Below are 19,146 nucleotides of genomic sequence, written 5' to 3'. Positions count from 1 at the left end.
TATATTTAAAGTTGTACAATTCCCTTCCCGCCAAAAATTCGGCAGGATTAATTGCGATTTAATTAGTTTTAATTTGGGGGGATCAGAACTTCTTCGATACGCTAAATCCATAAATCCGGGGATCGAGAGTGAAAATATTGGAACTCAATCCAGAATCATCACTATTGGTGAAGAAATCGGTGATCGGGGTCTTGTTGAACAGATTCTTCACATAGAATTGGAAAGCGAGCGCATCCGCCGGCCGCTCAAGCGTGACCGCGACGTTGGCGTTGTCCCATCCCTTCAGCCGGTCATATTCGGTGTTGTAGACGCGGGCATAGCTTTTGGACTGGCGGTAATAGTCGCCGCGCAGCGTCAGTTCCCAATCGCCGCCATCGATGAAGAAGGTATATTGCGCCCCGATGTTGAACGTCAGGCGCGGCGCGTTGGGCAGTTCATTGCCCTCAAGATCGGCATAGAAGCCGCGCCCGCCATTCGGCGCATCGGTGAGCGGATTATAGGTGAAGCCGAAAAACTGGTCGAGGCGAAGGCCATCGACCGCCGGATTGAAGGTGCCGGTCTCCTTGGAACCGCCGCACAGCGCACCCAGCGCGTTGAGCCCGAGGAAGGGCGCAAGCGGCGAGTTCAAGATGGTTTCGACATGCTTGCGCGGCGCGATGCAGTTCGACGGGATCTGAATCCACGGCCGCAACAGCACCCAGTCTTCGTTGCCCTGCGTCCGGTTCATCACGTCGATCGATTGCGAACCTTCCTTGAGCCGCGTCCGCAGATAGCCCAGATTGGCATCGACGCGGAAAGCGCGCGATGGCCGCCACGCGGTTTCGAGTTCCAGCCCCCAGCTCGTCGCATCGAAATTCTCGTTGAGCGAGATGCGATCGACGATCTGCGAGACCTGATAGTCCTTATAGTCATAATAGAAGGCCGTGGCGTTCAGGGTGAAGCGACCGCCGTCGAAGCTGTTCTTGGTGCCGATTTCAAACGCGTTGATATATTCCGGCTTGAACGTGGCCGGCAGCGGCTGGAACTGCACGATCCGCTCATCCAGATTGGGGCGCGGCGGATTGGTGCCGCCGCCCTTGTAGCCGCGCGAGGCCGAGGCATAGATCAAGCTGTGATCGGTGAAGGACAGGTCGGGTTCCCAGTCGATCACGAGCCGGCCGGTCGGTTTCGACCAGCGCTGCTTGATGTCCGGGTCGGCCGGGTAACCGAAACTGTTTGAACCGCCACTGGTGCCCAGGGTCCCGGCGCCGCCCAGAAGCAGCTGGCTGGGAACCGGCGTCGCGACCTTGATATCCTTTGTCCAGCGCAGCCCGGCGGTGATCTTCACATTGTCGGAAACATTCCAATAGGCCTCGCCGAAAATCGCCCAGGATTTGGTTTTGACGATGTTGCGGCTCAGGAAATAATTATGCCCCTGTTCGTCGAGCGAACCGATCGGGTTCGGATCGACATAGACGCAATCGACACCGGTCGTGCCGATCGGACAGGGGTGATAGTTGGGATAGACGTCCGCCGGCCGGTTATACAGATTATAGGCGATAAACGAGAAGGCGTTGTTGAAGACGAAATAATCGTCCTGCGATTTGAAGTTCAGATAATTGGCGCCGATGTTGAAATTGAACGGTCCATCGAACGCGGATTGCAGCCGGAACTCCTGCGACCATTGGCGGTTGCGCGACCGGCTGAGGTCGACCGACAGCAGCCGGTTCGACGCGCCAAGCTGCGGGTCGACAAAAATGCCCCCGGGCGCTGCGTGCTCCTGGCTGATGGGAAGCTGGGTGAAGGGGTCGACCGCTTCGCTGGAATCGTTGAAGATCGGTCCCGAAACGAAGCGGTTATAATCCTGCGAAGAATAGTAGCGATCCCGCGCATAAGCGGTTTGCGACACGAAGCTCAGCGCATCGCTGACATCATATTCGAAATTGAGCTGGAAGACATCGTTCTTCGCGCGGAACACCGGGTCGTAGCTCGTCGCGATCTCGCGCAGGTTGCGCGACTGGATCACATTGGCGAACGGGTCGCCCGGCAGCATGCCATATATGGACTCGAAGGTTCCCGCGCGGTTCCCCATCGGGATGGTGGTGTTGCCGGCCACGATGAAGGCGAGACCGCTCGCATTGGGCGCCCCGAACGCCGCATCGTCATAGAGCGAACCCGGGAGGCAGCCTTGGCTGAGCCGGCCCTGCAGGTCGGCCGGGACGGGCGTATCACCGACCATCGTCGGCCCGGGGTCGCGGGTGCAAAGCTGCTTGCCGGTGCGCGAGCGATTGTCATCCTCTTTGAAATGCTGCCAGATTGCGCTGACCTTCAGCCGGTCACTCGGCTCCCATTGGATCGACGTGCGCGTCGACCAGAGGTCGCGGCCGTTGACGCGGCGCTCGGTGAATGTGTTGTAATCGAAACCTTCGCGGCTGGTCAGCGCGCCCGCGACGCGAATGCCCAGCGTGTCGGTGATGGGAACGTTGATCATCGCGTTCGCGCGCATCGTGTCGAAATTGCCGATCTCGACCTTCGCATTCAGACCGAAGTCGGGGCCGGGAAGCGCGGGGATGAGGTTGACGACGCCGCCGGTCGCGTTGCGGCCATAGAGCGTCCCCTGCGGGCCGCGCAGCACCTCGACGCGCTGCATGTCGAACAGTTCCGATTCGAACAAGCGGTTGCGGATCAGCGGCGTATTGTTGAAGCTCACCGCCACCGCGGGATCACTCGCCGCCGAAATCGCCTTGGTCCCGATCCCGCGGATCGAGAAATTATACATGCTGAAATTGCTCTTGGAGAAGTTCACATTGGGCACGGCGCGCAGCAGTTCGGATCCGCTCTCGATCTTGTAGGCATCGAGCGTTTCGCCCGAAAAGGCCGATATCGCGATCGGCACATCCTGGATCGCCTCCTCGCGCTTCTGCGCGGTCACGATGATGATATCGCCGCCGGCGCCATCGTCGGCCTGCCCCCGGCCATCCTGTCCCGCGCCATCCTGCGCCGCGGCGGGGGTCGCCAGCGCGATCCCGAGGGCAAGAAGGCTGACCTTACGCGAAAACGATGCGAACCGAAAATCTCCCATATTCTCTCCCCTGATATTGTGCCGGATCGCCGGCTGGAGTTTTCTCCTGCCAGTGAAGCTGATCCATGTTCACATCGATGTCAATATACATTGATACCAATGTAAACTTGATACATAAACCCGCCACCTTATCAATCGCTTAGTTAGCTTAGCATTAGCGCATCGGGGATGAATGCGTCCGTGCGGCACGCGCGGTTTGCCGATCGCGATTCCGCGTTGACCGATACTCCACAAGGGAAGACGGCGTGCGCAAGCGATAGCCGGAATAGGCATAGCTGAAATATGGCAATGTGATGTTGTAACCTTTGTCATGTTATGCCATATCGCCAGAACCGGTCCAATCGATGGAGAATCGGGTGACGCACGTCGCCAGCCATGCCCCTACCCTGACGCGCCTTGGCCTGACGCGCCTCGGCGCGCTGGTTCGAGCTGCGCGTGGTTCGCGGCCGCTGACCTCGCTCAACGGCGACCAGCTCGCGATGGGGCTTTCGGGCCTGTGTCTCGTCCACTGCCTCGCGACGACGATCTTCTTCGCCTCGATCGCTTCGGTCGGCGGCGTGTTTCTCGAAAACCATCTGTTCCACGAAATCGGCCTGATCGTCGCGATCGGCTTCGCGCTGGTGACGCTCGTTTCGGGTGTCCTCAGCCACGGCTATATGATGCCGTTTGCGGTCGGCAGTTTCGGGCTCGGCATGATGGCTGGCGCCCTGTCGCGGCCGCATGATGGCAGCGAGATTCTGGCGACGATGATCGGCGTCGCCGTCGTTGCGCTGGGTCACGACCTCAATCGCCGCGCGCGGCACTGATCATCTGCCCGGACGGACGGTCCGCAACTTGCGGGCGCCCCCCGAACAGCCTATATTGTCCCCATTAGGGATATGATCGGTGCGGGATGAAATGTCCCGCAAAGGAAACGCCATGGGCAAACATGATCATCCGCACGTCGAGGCCAGCGGCGCTTCGCTTGCCAAGGCGGCGCAGGGCGCGCTCGAGGAAGCGGGCGAAGCGTGGACCGACATGCGCGCGCAGATTTTCGACGCGGTCGCCGAAATCGGCAAGCCGGCGAGCGCTTATGAAATCGCCGACATCGTCTCGCAGAAGCGCGGCAAGCGCGTCGCGCCGAACAGCGTCTATCGCATCCTCGACCTGTTCGTCGCCAACAACCTGGTCCGCCGCGTCGAAAGCGCCAATGCCTTTGTCGCCAACAGCCATCCCGGCTGCCTGCACGACTGCATTTTCCTGATCTGCGACAGCTGCGGGTCTGCCGTACATGTCGACGACGACAAATTGTCGGGCGGCGTCCGCGCTGCGGCCGAGGCGACCGGTTTCGCCGCCGAGCGCCCGGTGATCGAAGTGCGCGGCAAATGCGCCGAGTGCCAATAGATCGAGCGGCGGCGCGTTAAACGAAACGCGCATTTCCCACTGCTTTGAAGCTTAGCGCATGGGCGCTGATCGCGCTGGCGCGAAACCGTTCGTTGATCATGTGGACCGACAACCGCAAATGCCGGGCCATCGTTTTCGCGTCATCGCCGCCGACCGGCGGGCGTAGGGTCGGCTGCTCCGTTTAAAGGGGCACCAAAATTGCGATTCACCCCAAATAATCGTACCTGCAACTCCAGTGGAGGCGGTAAGCTGCCGACATGAATCCCGCTTATCGCTCCCCGGTCAAACGATCGGTGACCATCGCCGGCCACCCGACCTCGATCAGCCTCGAACCGATGTTCTGGGACGCGCTGGAGGCCGAAGCCGCACGCCGGTCACTGCCGGTGAACGCGCTCGTCGCACGAATCGACGTCGAACGCATGGAGGCCGACGATCCGCCGAACCTGACCTCGGCGATCCGCCAGTGGCTGTGGCGCGGCCGGACGGCCGACTAGGGTCGGGACCTAGATCGCGGCGTAGACCGCCCTGCCGAATGCGGCTCCCTTGTCAGGCGCATGATGCAGAAACAGCGATGGCTCGATCATTTCGACCTCGATGATATGCAGCGTAGCCGCCGCATCGCCGACCATGTCGACGCGCGCATAAACCGGCGGTGCCGGAGTCGCGGCGAGCACCGCCGCCGCAAGCTCCCGCGCCTCCTCATTTGCCTCCCAGCTCTCCTCGCGCCCGCCGAATTGCTCCTGCACCCGGAAGTCGCCCGAGGCGGGACGCTTGACGATCGCGTGGCTGAACTCGCCGCCAAAGAAGAAGAGCGAATATTCGCCCTCGGTCAAAATCCCCGGCATCAGCGGCTGAACCAGCCGCCGCTGACCCAGCGCATCGGCGGGGATCGGTGCGCCGGGCGCAATGCGATGCGTCCCGTCGGCACCGGCCGAGATCGCCGGCTTGACCACGACCTCTTCGGCGCCAAGCGTGGCGCGCGCAGCGACAAGGCTGGCCTGGTCGAGTGCGGCGACCTCGACCGTCGGCACGACCGCGACACCCGCCGCACCAAGCTCGGCCAGATAGGCCTTGTCGCTGTTCCAGCGCAGCACGGCCACCGGGTTGGCCACCGGCAGCCCTTCGCTCTCCAGCCGGTCGAGCAGCGCATACCAGGCCGCGACGTCGCGCTGATATCCCCATGAAAAAAGCGCCAGGACAAGGTCAAAACCCGAAAGGTCGCCGGGGTCCGTCCACACCCGCTGCTCGACGAGCAGCCCGGCAGCGGACAGCGCCGCCGCCTTGCGCGCGAAGGCGGACTGCCATTTCTCGGGATAATCGGGTGTCGGCACGAGGATCGCGACCCGCGGCTGGTAGGGCATGAAAGAGACTTTCCTGAAGGGCCCTCCCCTTCATAGGGGAGGCGTCTGACTAGGACGGATCGACATTCAGTTCTGGCGGCCTGCAAATGACACTTTCCCGAGCTTCCGGTGCTCACCTACTGAAGTACGCTGCGCTCCGGGTCTCGGAAAACCACCCTTTTCCGCCCGCCATCTCCTGAATGTCGATCCGTCCTAGCGTCCCAGCAATCCGCGCGCCTGCCCGGCGATATGCGACAGCATCGCGCCGTTGGGGTTCGGGATCATCCGCGCGCGGTCGACCGTCGTGCGGAATTGCCCGACGCGCGGCGCGTGGTCGGCGAGCCATTTGGTCACCGCCGCATCGAGATCGCCCTTCGGCAATTGGCCGAGGAAGCTCAATCGCATCTGCTGGAAATCGCGCGCCAGGCTGTTGACGAGCAGGCGCTCCCATGGATCGGCGGGGCTCATATGCGCCGCCAGCGTCTGCGCCCAGTCAAGCCCCAGCGCCTCGCCCAGATGGGTGAAGGCGCGCGTCACCGCAATCTCGTCGTCGCCGCGCCGTTCGGCGAGATCGACGATGCCGATCGCGCCGTCGGTCTTGAACAGGCGCACCACCGACGCCGCCAGCGCTTCGGGCGCGCCCGCGTCGAGCAATTGCTGGCTCAGCATGTCCCACTGACGCTTGACCGACGGGCTGAGCAGTTCGTCGACACCCGACGTCAGGCGGTCGACCCCCGGTTCGAGGCGGGCAACGACTGGCCCCGGATGCGTCAGCGTCGGGTTGACGCGGAGCAGATCGGCCATTTGCGAGGTCATCGCCGATGCCGCCTGCGCAAAGAGCGACAGGCGGATCGCCTCGTCGATCTTCGCCGCGTCGAGCGCCGACCAGATCGCCGGCATGTCGAGCAGCCGTTCGACCGCGACGAATGCCGCCGCAATGTCACCAAGCGCGCAGCCTTCCTCTTCAACCAGTTCGAACGGATGGACAACGCCCATGCGGTTGATCATCCGGTTGGCGAGCTTGGTCGCGATGATTTCGCGGCGCAGTTGATGATCGGCGATCGCTTGCCCAAAGTCGCGCTGCATTTCGGTCGGAAAGGCGGCCGCAAGATCGGAGCCGAGCGCCGGATCGCCGGGCAGTTCGCTATTTTCGATCGCGTCCTGCAGCGCAAGCTTCGCGGTCGACAGCAGCACCGCGAGTTCGGGCCGCGTCAGCCCGCGGCCTTCGGCCGAGCGGCGGAGCAGTTCGTCGTTCGCGGCGAGTCCTTCGACCTTGCGGTCGAGCCGGCCCGACGCCTCGAACGTCTCCATGATCCGTACCAGCGACGGCACCGCTGCCGAGCCGCCCTTTTCGGCGATCGACAGCGCGAGCGCCTGGAGCCGGTTGTCTTCGAGCACCAGCGCCGACACATCGTCGGTCATCCGCACGAGCAGCGCGTCGCGGTCGTCCTGCGACAGCCGCCCTTCGGCCATCTCGCGATTGAGCGCGATCTTGATGTTGACCTCGTTATCCGAGCAATCGACGCCGGCGCTGTTGTCGATGAAGTCGGTGTTGATCCGCCCGCCCTTCGCCGAAAAGGCGATGCGCGCCGCCTGCGTGACGCCCAGGTTCGCGCCTTCGCCCACCGCCTTGACGCGCAGATCCTCGGCATCGACGCGCAAGCCGTCGTTCGCGGGATCGCCGACCTCGGCATTATTCTGGCTGGCGGCCTTCACATAGGTGCCGATGCCGCCGAACCAGAGCAGGTCGGCGGGCGCCTTCAGGATCGCCGAGATCAGCGAACCGGGATCGATTTCGGACACCGACAGGCCGAGCGCCGCCTGCACTTCGGCGGTCAGCGGGATGCTCTTCTGGCTGCGCGGGAAGACGCCGCCGCCCTTCGAGATCAGCTTCTTGTCATAATCTTCCCAGCTCGACCGTGGCAGGCTGAACATGCGGTCACGTTCCTTCCAGCTTTTCGCCGGATCGGGATCGGGATCGAGGAAGATATGGCGGTGATCGAACGCCGCGACGAGTTTCAGCGCCTTCGACAGCAGCATGCCGTTACCGAACACGTCGCCCGACATGTCGCCGCAGCCGACGACGCGAATACTGTCGGTCTGCACATCGACGCCCATTTCGGCGAAGTGGCGCTGGACCGAAACCCACGCGCCCTTGGCGGTGATGCCCATCGCCTTATGGTCATAGCCCTTCGACCCGCCGCTCGCGAAGGCGTCGCCGAGCCAGAAGTCGCGCTCCATCGCGAGGCCGTTGGCGACGTCGGAGAAGGTCGCGGTGCCCTTGTCGGCGGCGACGACGAAATAGGGGTCCTCGCCATCATGGATCTTGACGCCCTTCGGATGGACGACCTTGCCGGCGACGATATTGTCGGTGATCGACAGCAGCGAGCGGATGAAGATCCGGTAGCATTCGGTGCCCTCGGCAAACCAGGCATCACGGTCGAGCGCGACATCGGGCAGCGCCTTGGGATAGAAGCCGCCCTTGGCGCCGGTCGGCACGATCACCGCATTCTTGACGCGCTGCGCCTTCATCAGGCCAAGGATTTCGGTGCGGAAGTCGTCGCGGCGATCGGACCAGCGCAGCCCGCCGCGCGCCACCGGGCCGGCGCGCAGGTGGATGCCCTCGACGCGGGGCGAATAGACCCAGACTTCGCGCCACGGCAGCGGCTTGGGGAGGCCCGGGATCAGGCTGGAGTCGATCTTGAACGCCAGCCCCTCGGCGGCTGCGGGCGCAAAGGCGTTGGTGCGCAGCGTCGCGCCGATCACCGCGTGGAAGAGCCGCAGGATGCGATCGTCATCGATCGACTTGATGTCGGCAAATCCTGCGACAATCTCTTCGCCCAGCGCCGCCGCACGCGCCGCATCGGCGCGCTTCGGGTCGTGGAGCGCGCAGAAACGCTCGATCAGCTTCGCGGTCAGTTCGGGCGCGTGGCGGAGCGCCGCGACGACGGTGTCCATGCCGTAGCTCGACCCGCCCTGGCGCATATAGCGGAACCAGGCGCGCAGCCAGACGATCGCCTGCGGGTCGGTCTGCGTCGCGATGACCAGTTCGTTGAAGGCGTCGTTTTCGGCGGTGCCGTCGAGCACCGCGGTGATCGCGCCTTCGATCACATCGGTATAGGGAATCAGCGCGGTTTCATCGACATTGGCGGGGACGCGCAAGGTGAAATCATGGATGAAGGCGGGCTGCTCTTCGCCCTCGGCACCGGGCGCGCGGCCCTGCCCCAGCGCGGTCGGAATTTCCTCGAGCACCTCGAAACCGAAATGTTCGAGCGCGGGGACGACGTCGGACAGCGCAAGCGCGCCGGCCGAACTATAGACCTTCAGTCGCAATCGGTCGTCGCCGTCGAGGCTCTTGCGCGCGAGGCGCACACCGCGCGGGCTGTCGGCGTCGAGGTCGCGCAGCCGCAATATGTCGCGCGCCGCCTCCTCGGGCGAATAGAGATTGCGGTAATTGGCAGGGAAGCGCCCGCCGAAACGCGAGGCAAGCGCCGCCGCACGCCCCGGATCGCCGCGCTTCGCCAGTTCGGCCTCGACCTCGGGCTGCCAGCCGCGCACCATCTGTTCGAGCTGCGCGTTGAGCAGGTCGGTGTCGGGCACCACCCCGCCACTGCGCAGGTCGAGCGTGTAGCGGAGCAGCGCGGCGCCGCCGTCTTCCAGCACCATCGTCCAGCCGATCACCCCTGCTTTCGCTTCGCGCACCAGCAAGCCCTCGACCGCGATGCGGCGGCCGGTCGACACCTCGTCGCGCGGCAGCCAGACGAAGGCGAAGAGATGGCGGCCCAGCGCGCTCTGCACCATCACGATCCGCGGCCGCGGCCGGTCGGTGATCGACATCGACGTCAGTACCAGTTCCTCGAGCGAGGCGGCGTCGAAGGCGATCAACAGATCGTGCGGCAACGCGGTCAGCGCGTGGGTCAGCGCCTTGCCCGCATGGCCCGTCGGATCGAAGCCGAATTTGGCCATCAGCGCGCCGAGCTGCGCGCGCAGCATCGGCACCTTGTCGGGACGCGCCGACAGCGCGGCGCTGGTCCACAGCCCGGCATGGATCGACAGGCGATCGGCCTTCCTGCCCTGATATTCGGGGACGATGACCAGGTCGAGCAACACGCGGCGGTGGACCGCCGACAGGCGGTTCGACTTGATGAGCAGCGGGCCCTGATTGCCCTTGTCGAACCAGGCGAAGGCCGCTTCCAGTGCCGCGGCCGACAACAGGTCGCCCGCACCCGAGGCGGAGATACCGAGCGGGTTTTGTGCCGGCCCCGAGCGCGCGCGCCATTCATGGCCGAGCTGCGTCATCGCGCCGCCCTCGAACCAGCGCAGCAGTTCGGCGGCTTCGCCATCGGCGCGCATTGCGGCGTCGGCGAGCATCGCGGCGCGCATCGCCTTCCAGTCGGCAACCGCCGCGCGAACGTCGCCGAGCGCTTCCTCGAGCGCGTCGAGCAGCCGCCGGCGCGCGCGCGCGTCGCCGCGCTCCAGCTCCATATAGATGACCGATTCGCGCCCTGCGCTGCCGGGCTGCGCATCGCCGGCTTCCTCGAGCTGGCCCTTGGCATCACGCTTTGCCGCAACGACGGGGTGAAGGATGCGGTGGACGACCAAGCCCTGCGCGCCAACGATCTGCGACGTCGAATCGACCAGGAACGGCATGTCGTCGTTGACGATCGCGAGCCGCATGCGACGGTCGGTGCCATCGGCGGCAACGGGTTCGAGCAGCAACGACGGCTTGCCCGGCGTGCGCGTAATCGAGGCGCGCGCGACGAACTGCGCGGCATCGGCAAGCGCGACCTGGTCGAGATCGTCGCCTTCGCCGGGCAGCGCGCTGCCACGGAGCGCGGCCAGATAGGCGGCGGCGATTTTTGCGGGAATTTTGGGGATCGAAGGCGTTGCGTCCGCTTGGGGGGCGTCGGACAATATTTTAGGCATGGGGTGCGGCATCCTGAACCGAGGCGAACCCTTGCCGACGATCGGCTGGTCCGTTCGCTCCGGCCCCTATGCGCCCGCGCCGCGCGCGGCTCAACCCCCTGTGCCGCGGCCCGCGAAAATAAATATCAAGAAATTGATCGTCTGTTACATAAACGTCACATCAAGACGAAATCGGGCTCGCCTTTCGCGCCAGCCGCGTGACGAGCGCCGCATCGTCGGCGGCTCGCGCGACGATTCCGATCTGCCCGCCGGGCAGCGCCCGGGCGATCAGGACGACGAATTCCGCCTCCCCCGCATCATGCTCGAGGATGACTGCGGGGCGCGCGCTGCGTAGCGTGTCGATGGTCGACCCGCTCTTCCCGGCCGCGCCGGCATCGGGCCTCCCCCGTGCGCGCACATCCTTGACCAGCCCCTTGAGCCCGCCGGAATAGCGATCGAGATAGGCCGCAAGCTCGCCCTGCCCGACGCCTTCGTCCTTGGCGTGACCGAGCACGCAGGCGTATTCGGCAAGCCGCGTCTTGTCGTAACCGGCGCCGAAGACCAGCTTGACCAGCGGCGTCATCGGCGCGCGGTTCTGCACCTTCAGCCCAGCATCTTCGAGCAGCGCGGCAAAGGCTTCGGGCTGGCGTTCCGCGACGAGCGCGAAATCCCACGCCTGCCCGACCGCCTGATAGAGCGCGCTGCGGCTGCGGCTATCGGCGACATTCGCGCGATCGGCGGTTTCGCGCGCCAGCGCGAGCCAGTCGGCGAGTTCGGCTTCCTCGTCCGGGCCGGCGGGCGAAAGGTCGGCATGCACCGCGCTGCCGCGCGCCGACAGCAATTCGCTGCCGTCGCCAAGCCCGGCAAAGCCCGGCGCCGCATCGTCGTCCATATGTCCCGAGTCGGGGCCATCGGCCCACACCGGGACGGGCGCGGTCAGCGGCGGTGCGCTGCGCAGCGATTGCTCGACCGAGTGCTGTAATTCTTCGGCCTCGCCGGCGGCGACCGCTTCCTTCCAGTTGATCACGCCGAGGATGAAGTCGATCATGTCGCCGTCGGACGAAAAGGGCAGCAGGATGCCGCGGTACATGATCGTCACGCCGCGATCGCTTTCGAATTCGGCCTCGAAGCCGATCGGGGCGCGGTTGGCGATGATCTGCAGATAATGGTCGGTCAGCCGCGACAGCAGCGAGCGCCCGGGTATCTGATTGATATAATGGACGTCCTCGTCGATCTGCGATTCCTCGCGCAACCGGTCGCCGATGAAGGCGATGCCCGGGTTTTCCACCCCGGTGGTGAAATCGAGAAGCACCGAATGCGGCCCGAAATCGCCTACATTGGCGAGATCGAGATCCTCGACCGACGGATAGGCGCGGTCGGCCAGCAGCGACGCCCAGTAATTATAGGCGCGCACCTGCATCCGCCGTTCGTCGACACCGACGGCGACAGGGGCATCGATCGCGCCATCATCCTGATCGTGACTGCCCGAAAGCAGTCCGCGCATGCTGTCCATCATTCATCCCCAGTCGCAAACATTGGTAAACACCATGCAACAGGACTGGTAAAAGCGGCGTAAACGATGCGCCGCGGACCGGTGAGGCGGCAGATTGCGAGCCGCGCCCCTCCCTCACCAGGCAAGTGAGTCGATATCCATTCCTATAAATGCATGGTATTTATATCGGAAAATATCCATGCAATATCACCTTCCATTTATTAATTCATTGTTTTTAACATATATTATCAGAAATATCACCCTCTGGACTTCCATGAAATCAACTCTATGTATGGCATATTGCATGCCATGGAAGAGGCAGGACGATGTTCGACAAGATGGGCAACGAGAAGCTGCGCTGGATATTGCAGACGGGATGGCACGGCCGCTGTCCCGAATGCGGGGAGGGTCGGATGTTCCGGTCGTGGCTGAAACTGTCCGATCGCTGCGATCATTGCGGGCTCGATTATCGCTTTGCTGCACCCGACGACGGTCCGGCCTTTTTCTCGCAATGCTTCATCGCCTTTCCGCTGACGTTCCTCGTCCTCTGGCTCGAGATCGCCTTCGATCCGCCGATGTGGGTTCACCTCGTCTTTTCGATCCCGCTGATGATCGTCGGCTGCGTCCTGCCGCTCCGCCCGATCAAGGGCTGGCTCGTCGCTTCGCAATATGTGAACAAGGCGCAGGAATCGGGGACCGAGCATTTGTGGGCCAAGCTGCACGCGCGCGAGGAGGCGGACAAGCTGCATGGGAAGTGACGCGCGGGCAAGCGGGAGCTGGCTGCCCGACCTGTCGGCCGACGCGGGGCCGAAATATCGCGCCGTCGCGGCGGCCATCGCCGCCGACATCGCGCGCGGCCGGCTGCACCATGGCGACCGCCTGCCGCCACAGCGCGAACTGGCGGCGCAACTCGGCATCGACCTGACCACCGTCACCAAGGGTTATGACCTCGCGCGCCAGCGCGGGCTGATCGTCGCGCGCGGGCGCGCGGGAAGTTTCATCGGGCCGCAGGCACGGGGCGCCGCCGCAGCGACCGCGGCGCAGACCGACGTCATGATGAACAGCCCGCCGATCCCGGTCGAAGCAGGACTGCCCGAAGCGATGGCGGCGGCGATGACCGCGCTGACGCGGTCGGGCGATCTTGCGCGGCTTCATTATCAGCGTCCCGGCGGCGCGGCGGCGGACCGCGAGACCGGCGCCGACCTGCTCGCGCGGGTTGGCTTGGCATCGGATTCCGAACAAATGGTCGTGACCGCGGGCGGGCAAAATGCCCTGCACGCGATCGCGTCGAGCCTGCTCCGCCCTGGCGACCGCGTGGCGTGCGGGCAATATCTCTATCCGGGTTTCCAGGCTCTGGCGCGGCGGATCGGCTTCACCCTCATCCCCTTGGCCGACCTGACCCCCGCCGCGCTCGCGACGGCGCATGACGCGGCGCCGCTGCGCGCGCTCTATATCGTCCCGACCAACGACAACCCGACCGCACACACGATCGGCGCCAGTGATCGCGCGGCGATCGCGGCATGGGCGCGGGATGCCGGGGTCCAGATCATCGAAGACGACGCCTATGGCCTGCTCCCCGAAAAGCCGCTGCCCGCGATCACCAGCTTCGCCCCCGATATGGGCTGGTATATCGCCAGCATGGCCAAGGTAATTTCGCCCGCGCTGCGCGTCGCTTTCGTCCGCGCCCCCGGCGTGACGCAGGCGATGCAGCTCGCGGCGTGCCAGCATGAAAGCGCGGTGATGGCACCGCCGGTCAACGCCGCGATGGTCTCGCTCTGGCTCACCGACGGCAGCTTCGACCGCCTGGTCAGCGCGGTCCGCAAGGAGGCGGCGTGGCGCCAGCGGCTCGCGGGAACGATGCTCGGCGACGCGCCCTGCGCGGCGCATCCCGAGGGCTATCACCTCTGGCTGCCGCTGGGCCCCGGCCTTGCGCCCGAAGTGCTGGCCGCGGCCCTCAATCTTGAAGGGCTGTCGGCGGTGACATCGGACCGTTTCGCGGTGGCCGGGGGCGCGCCAAAGGCGCTCCGCGTTTCGCTCGGCGGCGCGATCGACCATTCCATTCTGGCGCGCGGACTGCGCACGCTCGATGGGCATCTCAGATCACCGGCCGCACAGGCGCAGCCGGTGATCTGAGCATTCAGCTCGACCACCCGCCCGCAAGCGCGCGGAACAGCGCGATCTGGCGGCGCGAGATTTGTGCATCCTGTGCCGCGAGCACGCCCTCGGCCTCGGCGAAGGTGCGTTCGGCGTCGAGCCATTCGAGCGAATCGGAGGCGCCCTCGGCCCGCTTCGCGCGCACGATCCGCGCCGCGCGTTCGGACTGGTCGCGCGCCGCGCGCAGCGCCTGCCGCCGGTCGAGCGAGCGGGCGTAGGACGACAGCGCCGTCTCGGTTTCCTCGATCGCGCGCAGCACGGTGCCGTCGAAGCGCGCGAGCGACGCCTGCGTCTCGGCCTCGGCCGACGCGATACGCGCGCGCGCGGGCTCCTGGTTCGGGAAAGCCCAGTTGAGCAGCGGCCCGAGCAGCCAGCGCAGCGGCCCGCCGCCAAAGACGTCGCCGAAACCCGACCCCGTCGAACCGACCGAGCCGCCGAGCGTGATGCGCGGATAGAGGTCGGCGGTCGCGACCCCGATGCGCGCCGTATCGGCGGCCAGCCGCCGTTCGGCGGCGCGGACGTCGGGGCGGCGCTTCAGCAGCGCCGCCCCGTCACCGACCGGGATCGGGTCGGTGATCTCGAGGCTGATGTTGCGGTCGGCGGCGATCGTCGGCAACGCCGCGGGGGGGCGGCCGGTAAGCGTTGCGAGACGAAATAATGCCGCCTGCCGGTCGGCCTCGATGTCGGGAATATCCGCGGCGCGCTGGTCGCGCAGCGTCGTGATGCGGGCAAGATCGAGGCCGGTTGCGAGCCCCGCTTCCTTGCGCCGCTCGGTCAGCCTGACCTGCTGGTCGAGCAATTCGACGATGTGCCGCGCGACGTCCAGCCGCGCCGCGCCCGACGCGGCATCGGCATAGGCGAGCGTCGTGTCGGAGACGACCATCACGCGCACCGCATCGGCGTCGGCCTCGGCGGCTTCGCTATCGCCGCGCGCCGCCTCGACCGAGCGGTCGACGCGCCCGAACAGGTCGACCTCATAGGCGACGTTCAATCCGACATCGACGTTCCAGTCTTCGCGGGTCGCGCCGGGGAGGCGCTGCCCCTCGGGGCTGCGGCCGTAATCGGCGCCGGCACCGATCTCGCCCTGCGGCAGCCGGTCGGCGCGCGCGCCGCGCAAGGAGGCGCGCGCCTTCGCGATATTGGCAACCGCGACGCGGACGTCGGTGTTCGCGGACAGCGCGTCGGCGACAAGCCCGTCGAGCACGGGGTCGTTGTACAGCCGCCACCAGTCGGCCGCGACCGGATCGAGGCTCACGGCGGGACTGCTTGCCGAGAGGAACGGACCGGTCGCGGCAGGCGCCGACGCGGACTGCGGCGCCTTATAGTCGGGGCCGACGGCACAAGCGGCGAGCGCGAGCGCCGATGCGGCGGCGAGGATGTTGCGGAGGGTCATGAGGTTTCTCCTGAATTCAAAAGGCCCCGTGTCCCCGCGAAGGCGGGGACCCATCTCCCACCGGTGCAATTTTGCACCTTCCGGAGATGGACCCCCGCCTTCGCGGGGGTACACGGAAATGATGTGGTTCACTCATCACTCCGCCGGCACGGGCAGCGCCGCGCCATGGTCGTCGGATCCACCCCGCCGCCGTGCGGCGAACCATTCGCCGAGCGCGCGGCAGACGACGTAGAAGGTCGGGGTGAAGATGAGGCCGAACGCCGTCACGCCGAGCATGCCGAAGAAGACGGCGGTGCCGAGCGCCTGGCGCAGTTCCGCCCCCGCCCCGCTCGCGATCAGCAGCGGCACCGCGCCGAGGATGAAGGCAAAGCTGGTCATCAGGATCGGGCGCAAGCGGTCGCGCGCCGCGCGCACCGCCGCCTCGACCGGCGACAGCCCGTCCTGTTCCTCCGCCTGCTTGGCGAATTCGACGATCAGGATCGCATTCTTCGCCGCGAGCGCGATGAGCACGACCAGCCCGATCTGCGTCAGGACATTATTGTCCATGCCGCGCAGATTGACCCCCGCCATCGCCGCAAGCAGGCACATCGGCACGATCAAGATGATCGCCAGCGGCAAGGTCAGGCTTTCATATTGTGCGGCCAACACGAGGAAGACGAACAATACCGCGAGCGCAAAGACGATACCCGCGGTGTTCGCCGCCGCCTTCTGCTGGAACGCGATGCCGGTCCATTCGGTGCCATAGCCGGCGGGCAGCGTTTCAGTGGCCACCTTCTCCATCGTCGTCAGCGATGCGCCGGACGATGACCCGGGGGCGGTGTCGCCATCGACCTCGACCGCGGGGAACAGGTTATAGCGCGTGACGCGATACGGCCCGGTGCGGTCCTCGAAATTGGCGACCGACCCGATCGGCACCATCGCGCCCGAATTCGACCGGGTTCTGAGGTTCGCGATATCGGCGACCGTCTGGCGATAGGGCGCATCGGCCTGCGCGGTGACGCGGTAGGTGCGGCCGAGCAGGTTGAAGTCGTTGACGAACGCCGATCCCAGATAGACCTGCAAGGCTTCGAACACCCGGTCGGCGGGGACGCCGAGCGCGTTCGCCTTGGCGCGGTCGATATCGGCATAGATGCGCGGGTTGCTGGGGTCGAAGAAGGTGAAGACATTGGCAAGGCCCGGCGTCTGGTTCGCCTTGCCGATCAGGCCGTTCACTTCCTTCGCCAGTTCGGCATAACCGTGGCCGCCGCGGTCCTGCACGATCATCCGGTAGCCGCCCGCGGTGCCGATCCCCTGGATCAGCGGCGGCGGGATGATGACGATCTGCGCCTCGGTGATGTCGGCGGTGCGCTTTTGCGCTTCCCCCATGATGTCCTGCAAGGTGACACCCAGTTTCTTGCGTTCGGCAAAGCTCTTGAGCGGGAAATAGGCGGCCGCCGAATTGGGCGCGAGCGTCTGCGACGGGCCGTCGAAGCCCGCGAGCATCACCGAACCGAGCACACCGTCGACCGGCAGCACGCGCTGGGCGACCTTTTGGAGCACCGCATCGGTGCGTTCGACCGAGGCGCCCGAGGGCAGCTTGGCGACGACGAGGAAATAGCCCTGGTCCTGCGCCGGAATGAAGCCGGTCGGGGTCGCCCAGAACAAGGCAACGGTGGCCGCGATCAGCCCGACATAGGTTGCCATCACCTTCTTCGGCGCGCGCACCAGCCGCGCGGTGAGCGCCGCATAGGCGTCGCCCATGCGATCGAAAGCGCGGTTGAACGCATCGCCGGCGCGGCGGACGAACTGCATGCCGCGGCCTTCGCCTGCCGGTGCCGCATGCGGCCGGAGCAGGATCGCCGCCAGCGCGGGCGACAGGGTGAGCGACAGGACGAGCGAGATGATCGTCGCGGTCGAGATGGTGACCGCGAACTGCTGGTAGAAGGCGCCCGACAGGCCGGTGAGGAACAAGGTCGGCACGAACACCGCGCACAGCACGAGGACGATCGCAACCAAGGCCCCCGACACTTCGTCCATCGACGTGCGCGCCGCTTCCAATGCGCTCATCCCCTTTTCGAGATTGCGCTCGACATTCTCGACGACGACGATGGCGTCATCGACGACGATCCCGATCGCCAGCACCATGCCGAACAGCGACAGGTTGTTGAGGCTGTAGCCAAGCCCGGCGAGGACCGCGAAGGTCCCGATCAGGGACACCGGGATCGCGAGCACGGGGATGACCGCCGCGCGCCATTTCTGGAGGAAAACGAGGATGACGATGACGACGAGCACGACGGCTTCGAACAAGGTGTCCATCACCGCATCGATCGACTGGGCGATGAATTCGGTGGGATTGTAGATGACGCGATATTCGAGTCCCTTGGGGAAGCTTTTCGACGCTGCCTGCATTTCGGCCTCGACCGCCTGCGCGGCGGCGAGCGCATTCGATCCCGGGCGCTGGAAGGTGGCAAGGATCACCGTCGGATCGCCCGACAAATAGGTGTTCGAATTATAGTCCGACGCGCCGAGTTCGACGCGCGCGACGTCGGACACCCGGACCTGCCGGCCCTCGGCGTCGCTGCGGATGACGATATTGGCAAAATCCTTGGGATCGGCCAGGCGGCCCTGCGTTTCGACGTTCAACTGAAAGCTGCTGCCATTGGCATAGGGCGGCTGGCCGAGCGAGCCGGCGGCGACCTGGACATTTTCGCGGCGCAGCGCGGCGACGATCTCGCCCGCGGTCAGATCGAGCGCCGCGGCGCGGCCGGGGTCGATCCACACACGCATCGCATAGTCGCGGCTGCCGAACAGCCGCACGTCGCCGACGCCGTCGATACGCGACAGCCGGTCGCGCAGCTGGGTCAGCGCATAGTTGGAGATATAGGCGCGATCGAGCGACTTGTCGGGCGAGACGAGGTTGACGATCAGCAGGAAGTCGGGCGACGTCTTGCGCGTCACGACGCCCAGCCGCTGCACCGTTTCGGGCAGGCGCGGGGTCGCGATCGCGACGCGGTTCTGCACCAGCACCTGCGCGGCATCGAGGTCGGTGCCGATCTTGAAGGTCACGGTGATCGTCACCGCGCCGTCGCCGGTCGACTGGCTGCTCATATAAAGCATGTTGTCGACGCCGTTGATTTCCTGTTCGATCGGCGCCGCCACCGTGTCGGCGACGGTTTCGGCCGACGCGCCGGGGTAGCTGGCGGTGACCGTCACCGTCGGCGGGACGATGTCGGGATATTGCGAGACGGGAAGCCCGATATAGGCGACCGCCCCGACGATGGTGATGATCACCGCGAGAACCGCCGCGAAGATCGGCCGGTCGATGAAGAAACGCGATAGGCGCATGGGAGAGCCCCTGTTCTAAGATGATTTCGAATTTATGGGGCGGGGGCCGCTGGCCTTTGCGGGTAGCCGCAGGCCCCCACCCCGGCCCCTCACC

At 65.5% G+C, this 19,146-nt stretch carries 11 protein-coding genes; 5 read left to right on the top strand and 6 right to left on the bottom strand.

What is annotated here, in order from left to right; translation table 11 throughout:
• Positions 1-82: 82 nt before the first annotated feature.
• Positions 83-3,061 carry a TonB-dependent receptor gene (locus tag FHR22_RS13085; RefSeq protein ID WP_166943401.1) on the bottom strand — a complete coding sequence of 993 codons (2,979 nt, stop codon included), beginning with the start codon at positions 3,059-3,061 and terminating at the stop codon, positions 83-85.
• Positions 3,062-3,417: 356 nt separating this feature from the next.
• Here FHR22_RS13085 and FHR22_RS13080 point away from each other — a divergent pair, with 356 nt between their 5' ends.
• From FHR22_RS13080 to FHR22_RS13070, 3 genes are all read left to right on the top strand, one after another.
• Entirely contained in the window at positions 3,418-3,867 is a 450-nt protein-coding gene (locus FHR22_RS13080; RefSeq protein WP_341786619.1) for a MerC domain-containing protein, read from the top strand.
• A 112-nt stretch (positions 3,868-3,979) separates the two neighbouring features.
• On the top strand, positions 3,980-4,444 hold the full coding sequence (locus FHR22_RS13075; protein ID WP_166943394.1) for a Fur family transcriptional regulator: 465 nt from the start codon (positions 3,980-3,982) through the stop codon (positions 4,442-4,444).
• A gap of 257 nt (positions 4,445-4,701) precedes the next feature.
• On the top strand, positions 4,702-4,938 hold the full coding sequence (locus FHR22_RS13070) for a ribbon-helix-helix domain-containing protein (protein WP_166943391.1): 237 nt from the start codon (positions 4,702-4,704) through the stop codon (positions 4,936-4,938).
• Between the two features lie 9 nt (positions 4,939-4,947).
• On the opposite strand, the gene FHR22_RS13065 is transcribed toward FHR22_RS13070, so the two are convergent.
• From FHR22_RS13065 to FHR22_RS13055, 3 genes are all read right to left on the bottom strand, one after another.
• The gene (locus FHR22_RS13065) at positions 4,948-5,805 is read right to left on the bottom strand and encodes an ATP-grasp domain-containing protein (RefSeq protein WP_166943388.1); all 858 of its coding nucleotides are present in this window, start codon (positions 5,803-5,805) and stop codon (positions 4,948-4,950) included.
• Between the two features lie 192 nt (positions 5,806-5,997).
• On the bottom strand, positions 5,998-10,710 hold the full coding sequence (locus FHR22_RS13060; RefSeq protein WP_166943385.1) for an NAD-glutamate dehydrogenase: 4,713 nt from the start codon (positions 10,708-10,710) through the stop codon (positions 5,998-6,000).
• A gap of 160 nt (positions 10,711-10,870) precedes the next feature.
• The gene (locus FHR22_RS13055) at positions 10,871-12,202 is read right to left on the bottom strand and encodes a PAS domain-containing protein (RefSeq protein ID WP_166943930.1); all 1,332 of its coding nucleotides are present in this window, start codon (positions 12,200-12,202) and stop codon (positions 10,871-10,873) included.
• Positions 12,203-12,507: 305 nt separating this feature from the next.
• Here FHR22_RS13055 and FHR22_RS13050 point away from each other — a divergent pair, with 305 nt between their 5' ends.
• Both FHR22_RS13050 and FHR22_RS13045 read left to right on the top strand, forming a co-directional pair.
• Entirely contained in the window at positions 12,508-12,939 is a 432-nt protein-coding gene (locus tag FHR22_RS13050) for a DUF983 domain-containing protein (protein ID WP_166943382.1), read from the top strand.
• Positions 12,929-14,314, top strand: coding sequence for an aminotransferase-like domain-containing protein (locus tag FHR22_RS13045; RefSeq protein WP_166943379.1), 1,386 nt, complete (start codon positions 12,929-12,931; stop codon positions 14,312-14,314). Before FHR22_RS13050 ends, FHR22_RS13045 begins: the two co-directional genes overlap by 11 nt.
• A gap of 4 nt (positions 14,315-14,318) precedes the next feature.
• On the opposite strand, the gene FHR22_RS13040 is transcribed toward FHR22_RS13045, so the two are convergent.
• Together FHR22_RS13040 and FHR22_RS13035 are read right to left on the bottom strand one after the other, a co-directional pair.
• Positions 14,319-15,728 carry an efflux transporter outer membrane subunit gene (locus FHR22_RS13040; RefSeq protein ID WP_166943376.1) on the bottom strand — a complete coding sequence of 470 codons (1,410 nt, stop codon included), beginning with the start codon at positions 15,726-15,728 and terminating at the stop codon, positions 14,319-14,321.
• A 135-nt stretch (positions 15,729-15,863) separates the two neighbouring features.
• Positions 15,864-19,052: an efflux RND transporter permease subunit gene (locus tag FHR22_RS13035; RefSeq protein WP_166943373.1), complete on the bottom strand. Its 3,189-nt coding sequence runs from the start codon at positions 19,050-19,052 to the stop codon at positions 15,864-15,866.
• Positions 19,053-19,146: the final 94 nt, after the last annotated feature.

Source organism: Sphingopyxis panaciterrae, assembly GCF_011762125.1.
GTDB lineage: Bacteria > Pseudomonadota > Alphaproteobacteria > Sphingomonadales > Sphingomonadaceae > Sphingopyxis > Sphingopyxis panaciterrae.
The sequence above is the reverse complement of the archived record's forward strand: the minus strand, read 5'-3'. Positions and strand labels throughout refer to the sequence as shown.

Bases quoted from the DNA above. Each gene is read 5' to 3' on its own strand.
- FHR22_RS13085 (WP_166943401.1), bottom strand. From the start codon at position 3,061: ATGGGAGATTTTCGGTTCGCATCGTTTTCGCGTAAGGTCAGCCTTCTT.
- FHR22_RS13075 (WP_166943394.1), top strand. From the start codon at position 3,980: ATGGGCAAACATGATCATCCGCACGTCGAGGCCAGCGGCGCTTCGCTT.
- FHR22_RS13070 (WP_166943391.1), top strand. From the start codon at position 4,702: ATGAATCCCGCTTATCGCTCCCCGGTCAAACGATCGGTGACCATCGCC.
- FHR22_RS13065 (WP_166943388.1), bottom strand. From the start codon at position 5,805: ATGCCCTACCAGCCGCGGGTCGCGATCCTCGTGCCGACACCCGATTAT.
- FHR22_RS13060 (WP_166943385.1), bottom strand. From the start codon at position 10,710: ATGCCTAAAATATTGTCCGACGCCCCCCAAGCGGACGCAACGCCTTCG.
- FHR22_RS13055 (WP_166943930.1), bottom strand. From the start codon at position 12,202: ATGGACAGCATGCGCGGACTGCTTTCGGGCAGTCACGATCAGGATGAT.
- FHR22_RS13050 (WP_166943382.1), top strand. From the start codon at position 12,508: ATGTTCGACAAGATGGGCAACGAGAAGCTGCGCTGGATATTGCAGACG.
- FHR22_RS13045 (WP_166943379.1), top strand. From the start codon at position 12,929: ATGGGAAGTGACGCGCGGGCAAGCGGGAGCTGGCTGCCCGACCTGTCG.
- FHR22_RS13040 (WP_166943376.1), bottom strand. From the start codon at position 15,728: ATGACCCTCCGCAACATCCTCGCCGCCGCATCGGCGCTCGCGCTCGCC.
- FHR22_RS13035 (WP_166943373.1), bottom strand. From the start codon at position 19,052: ATGCGCCTATCGCGTTTCTTCATCGACCGGCCGATCTTCGCGGCGGTT.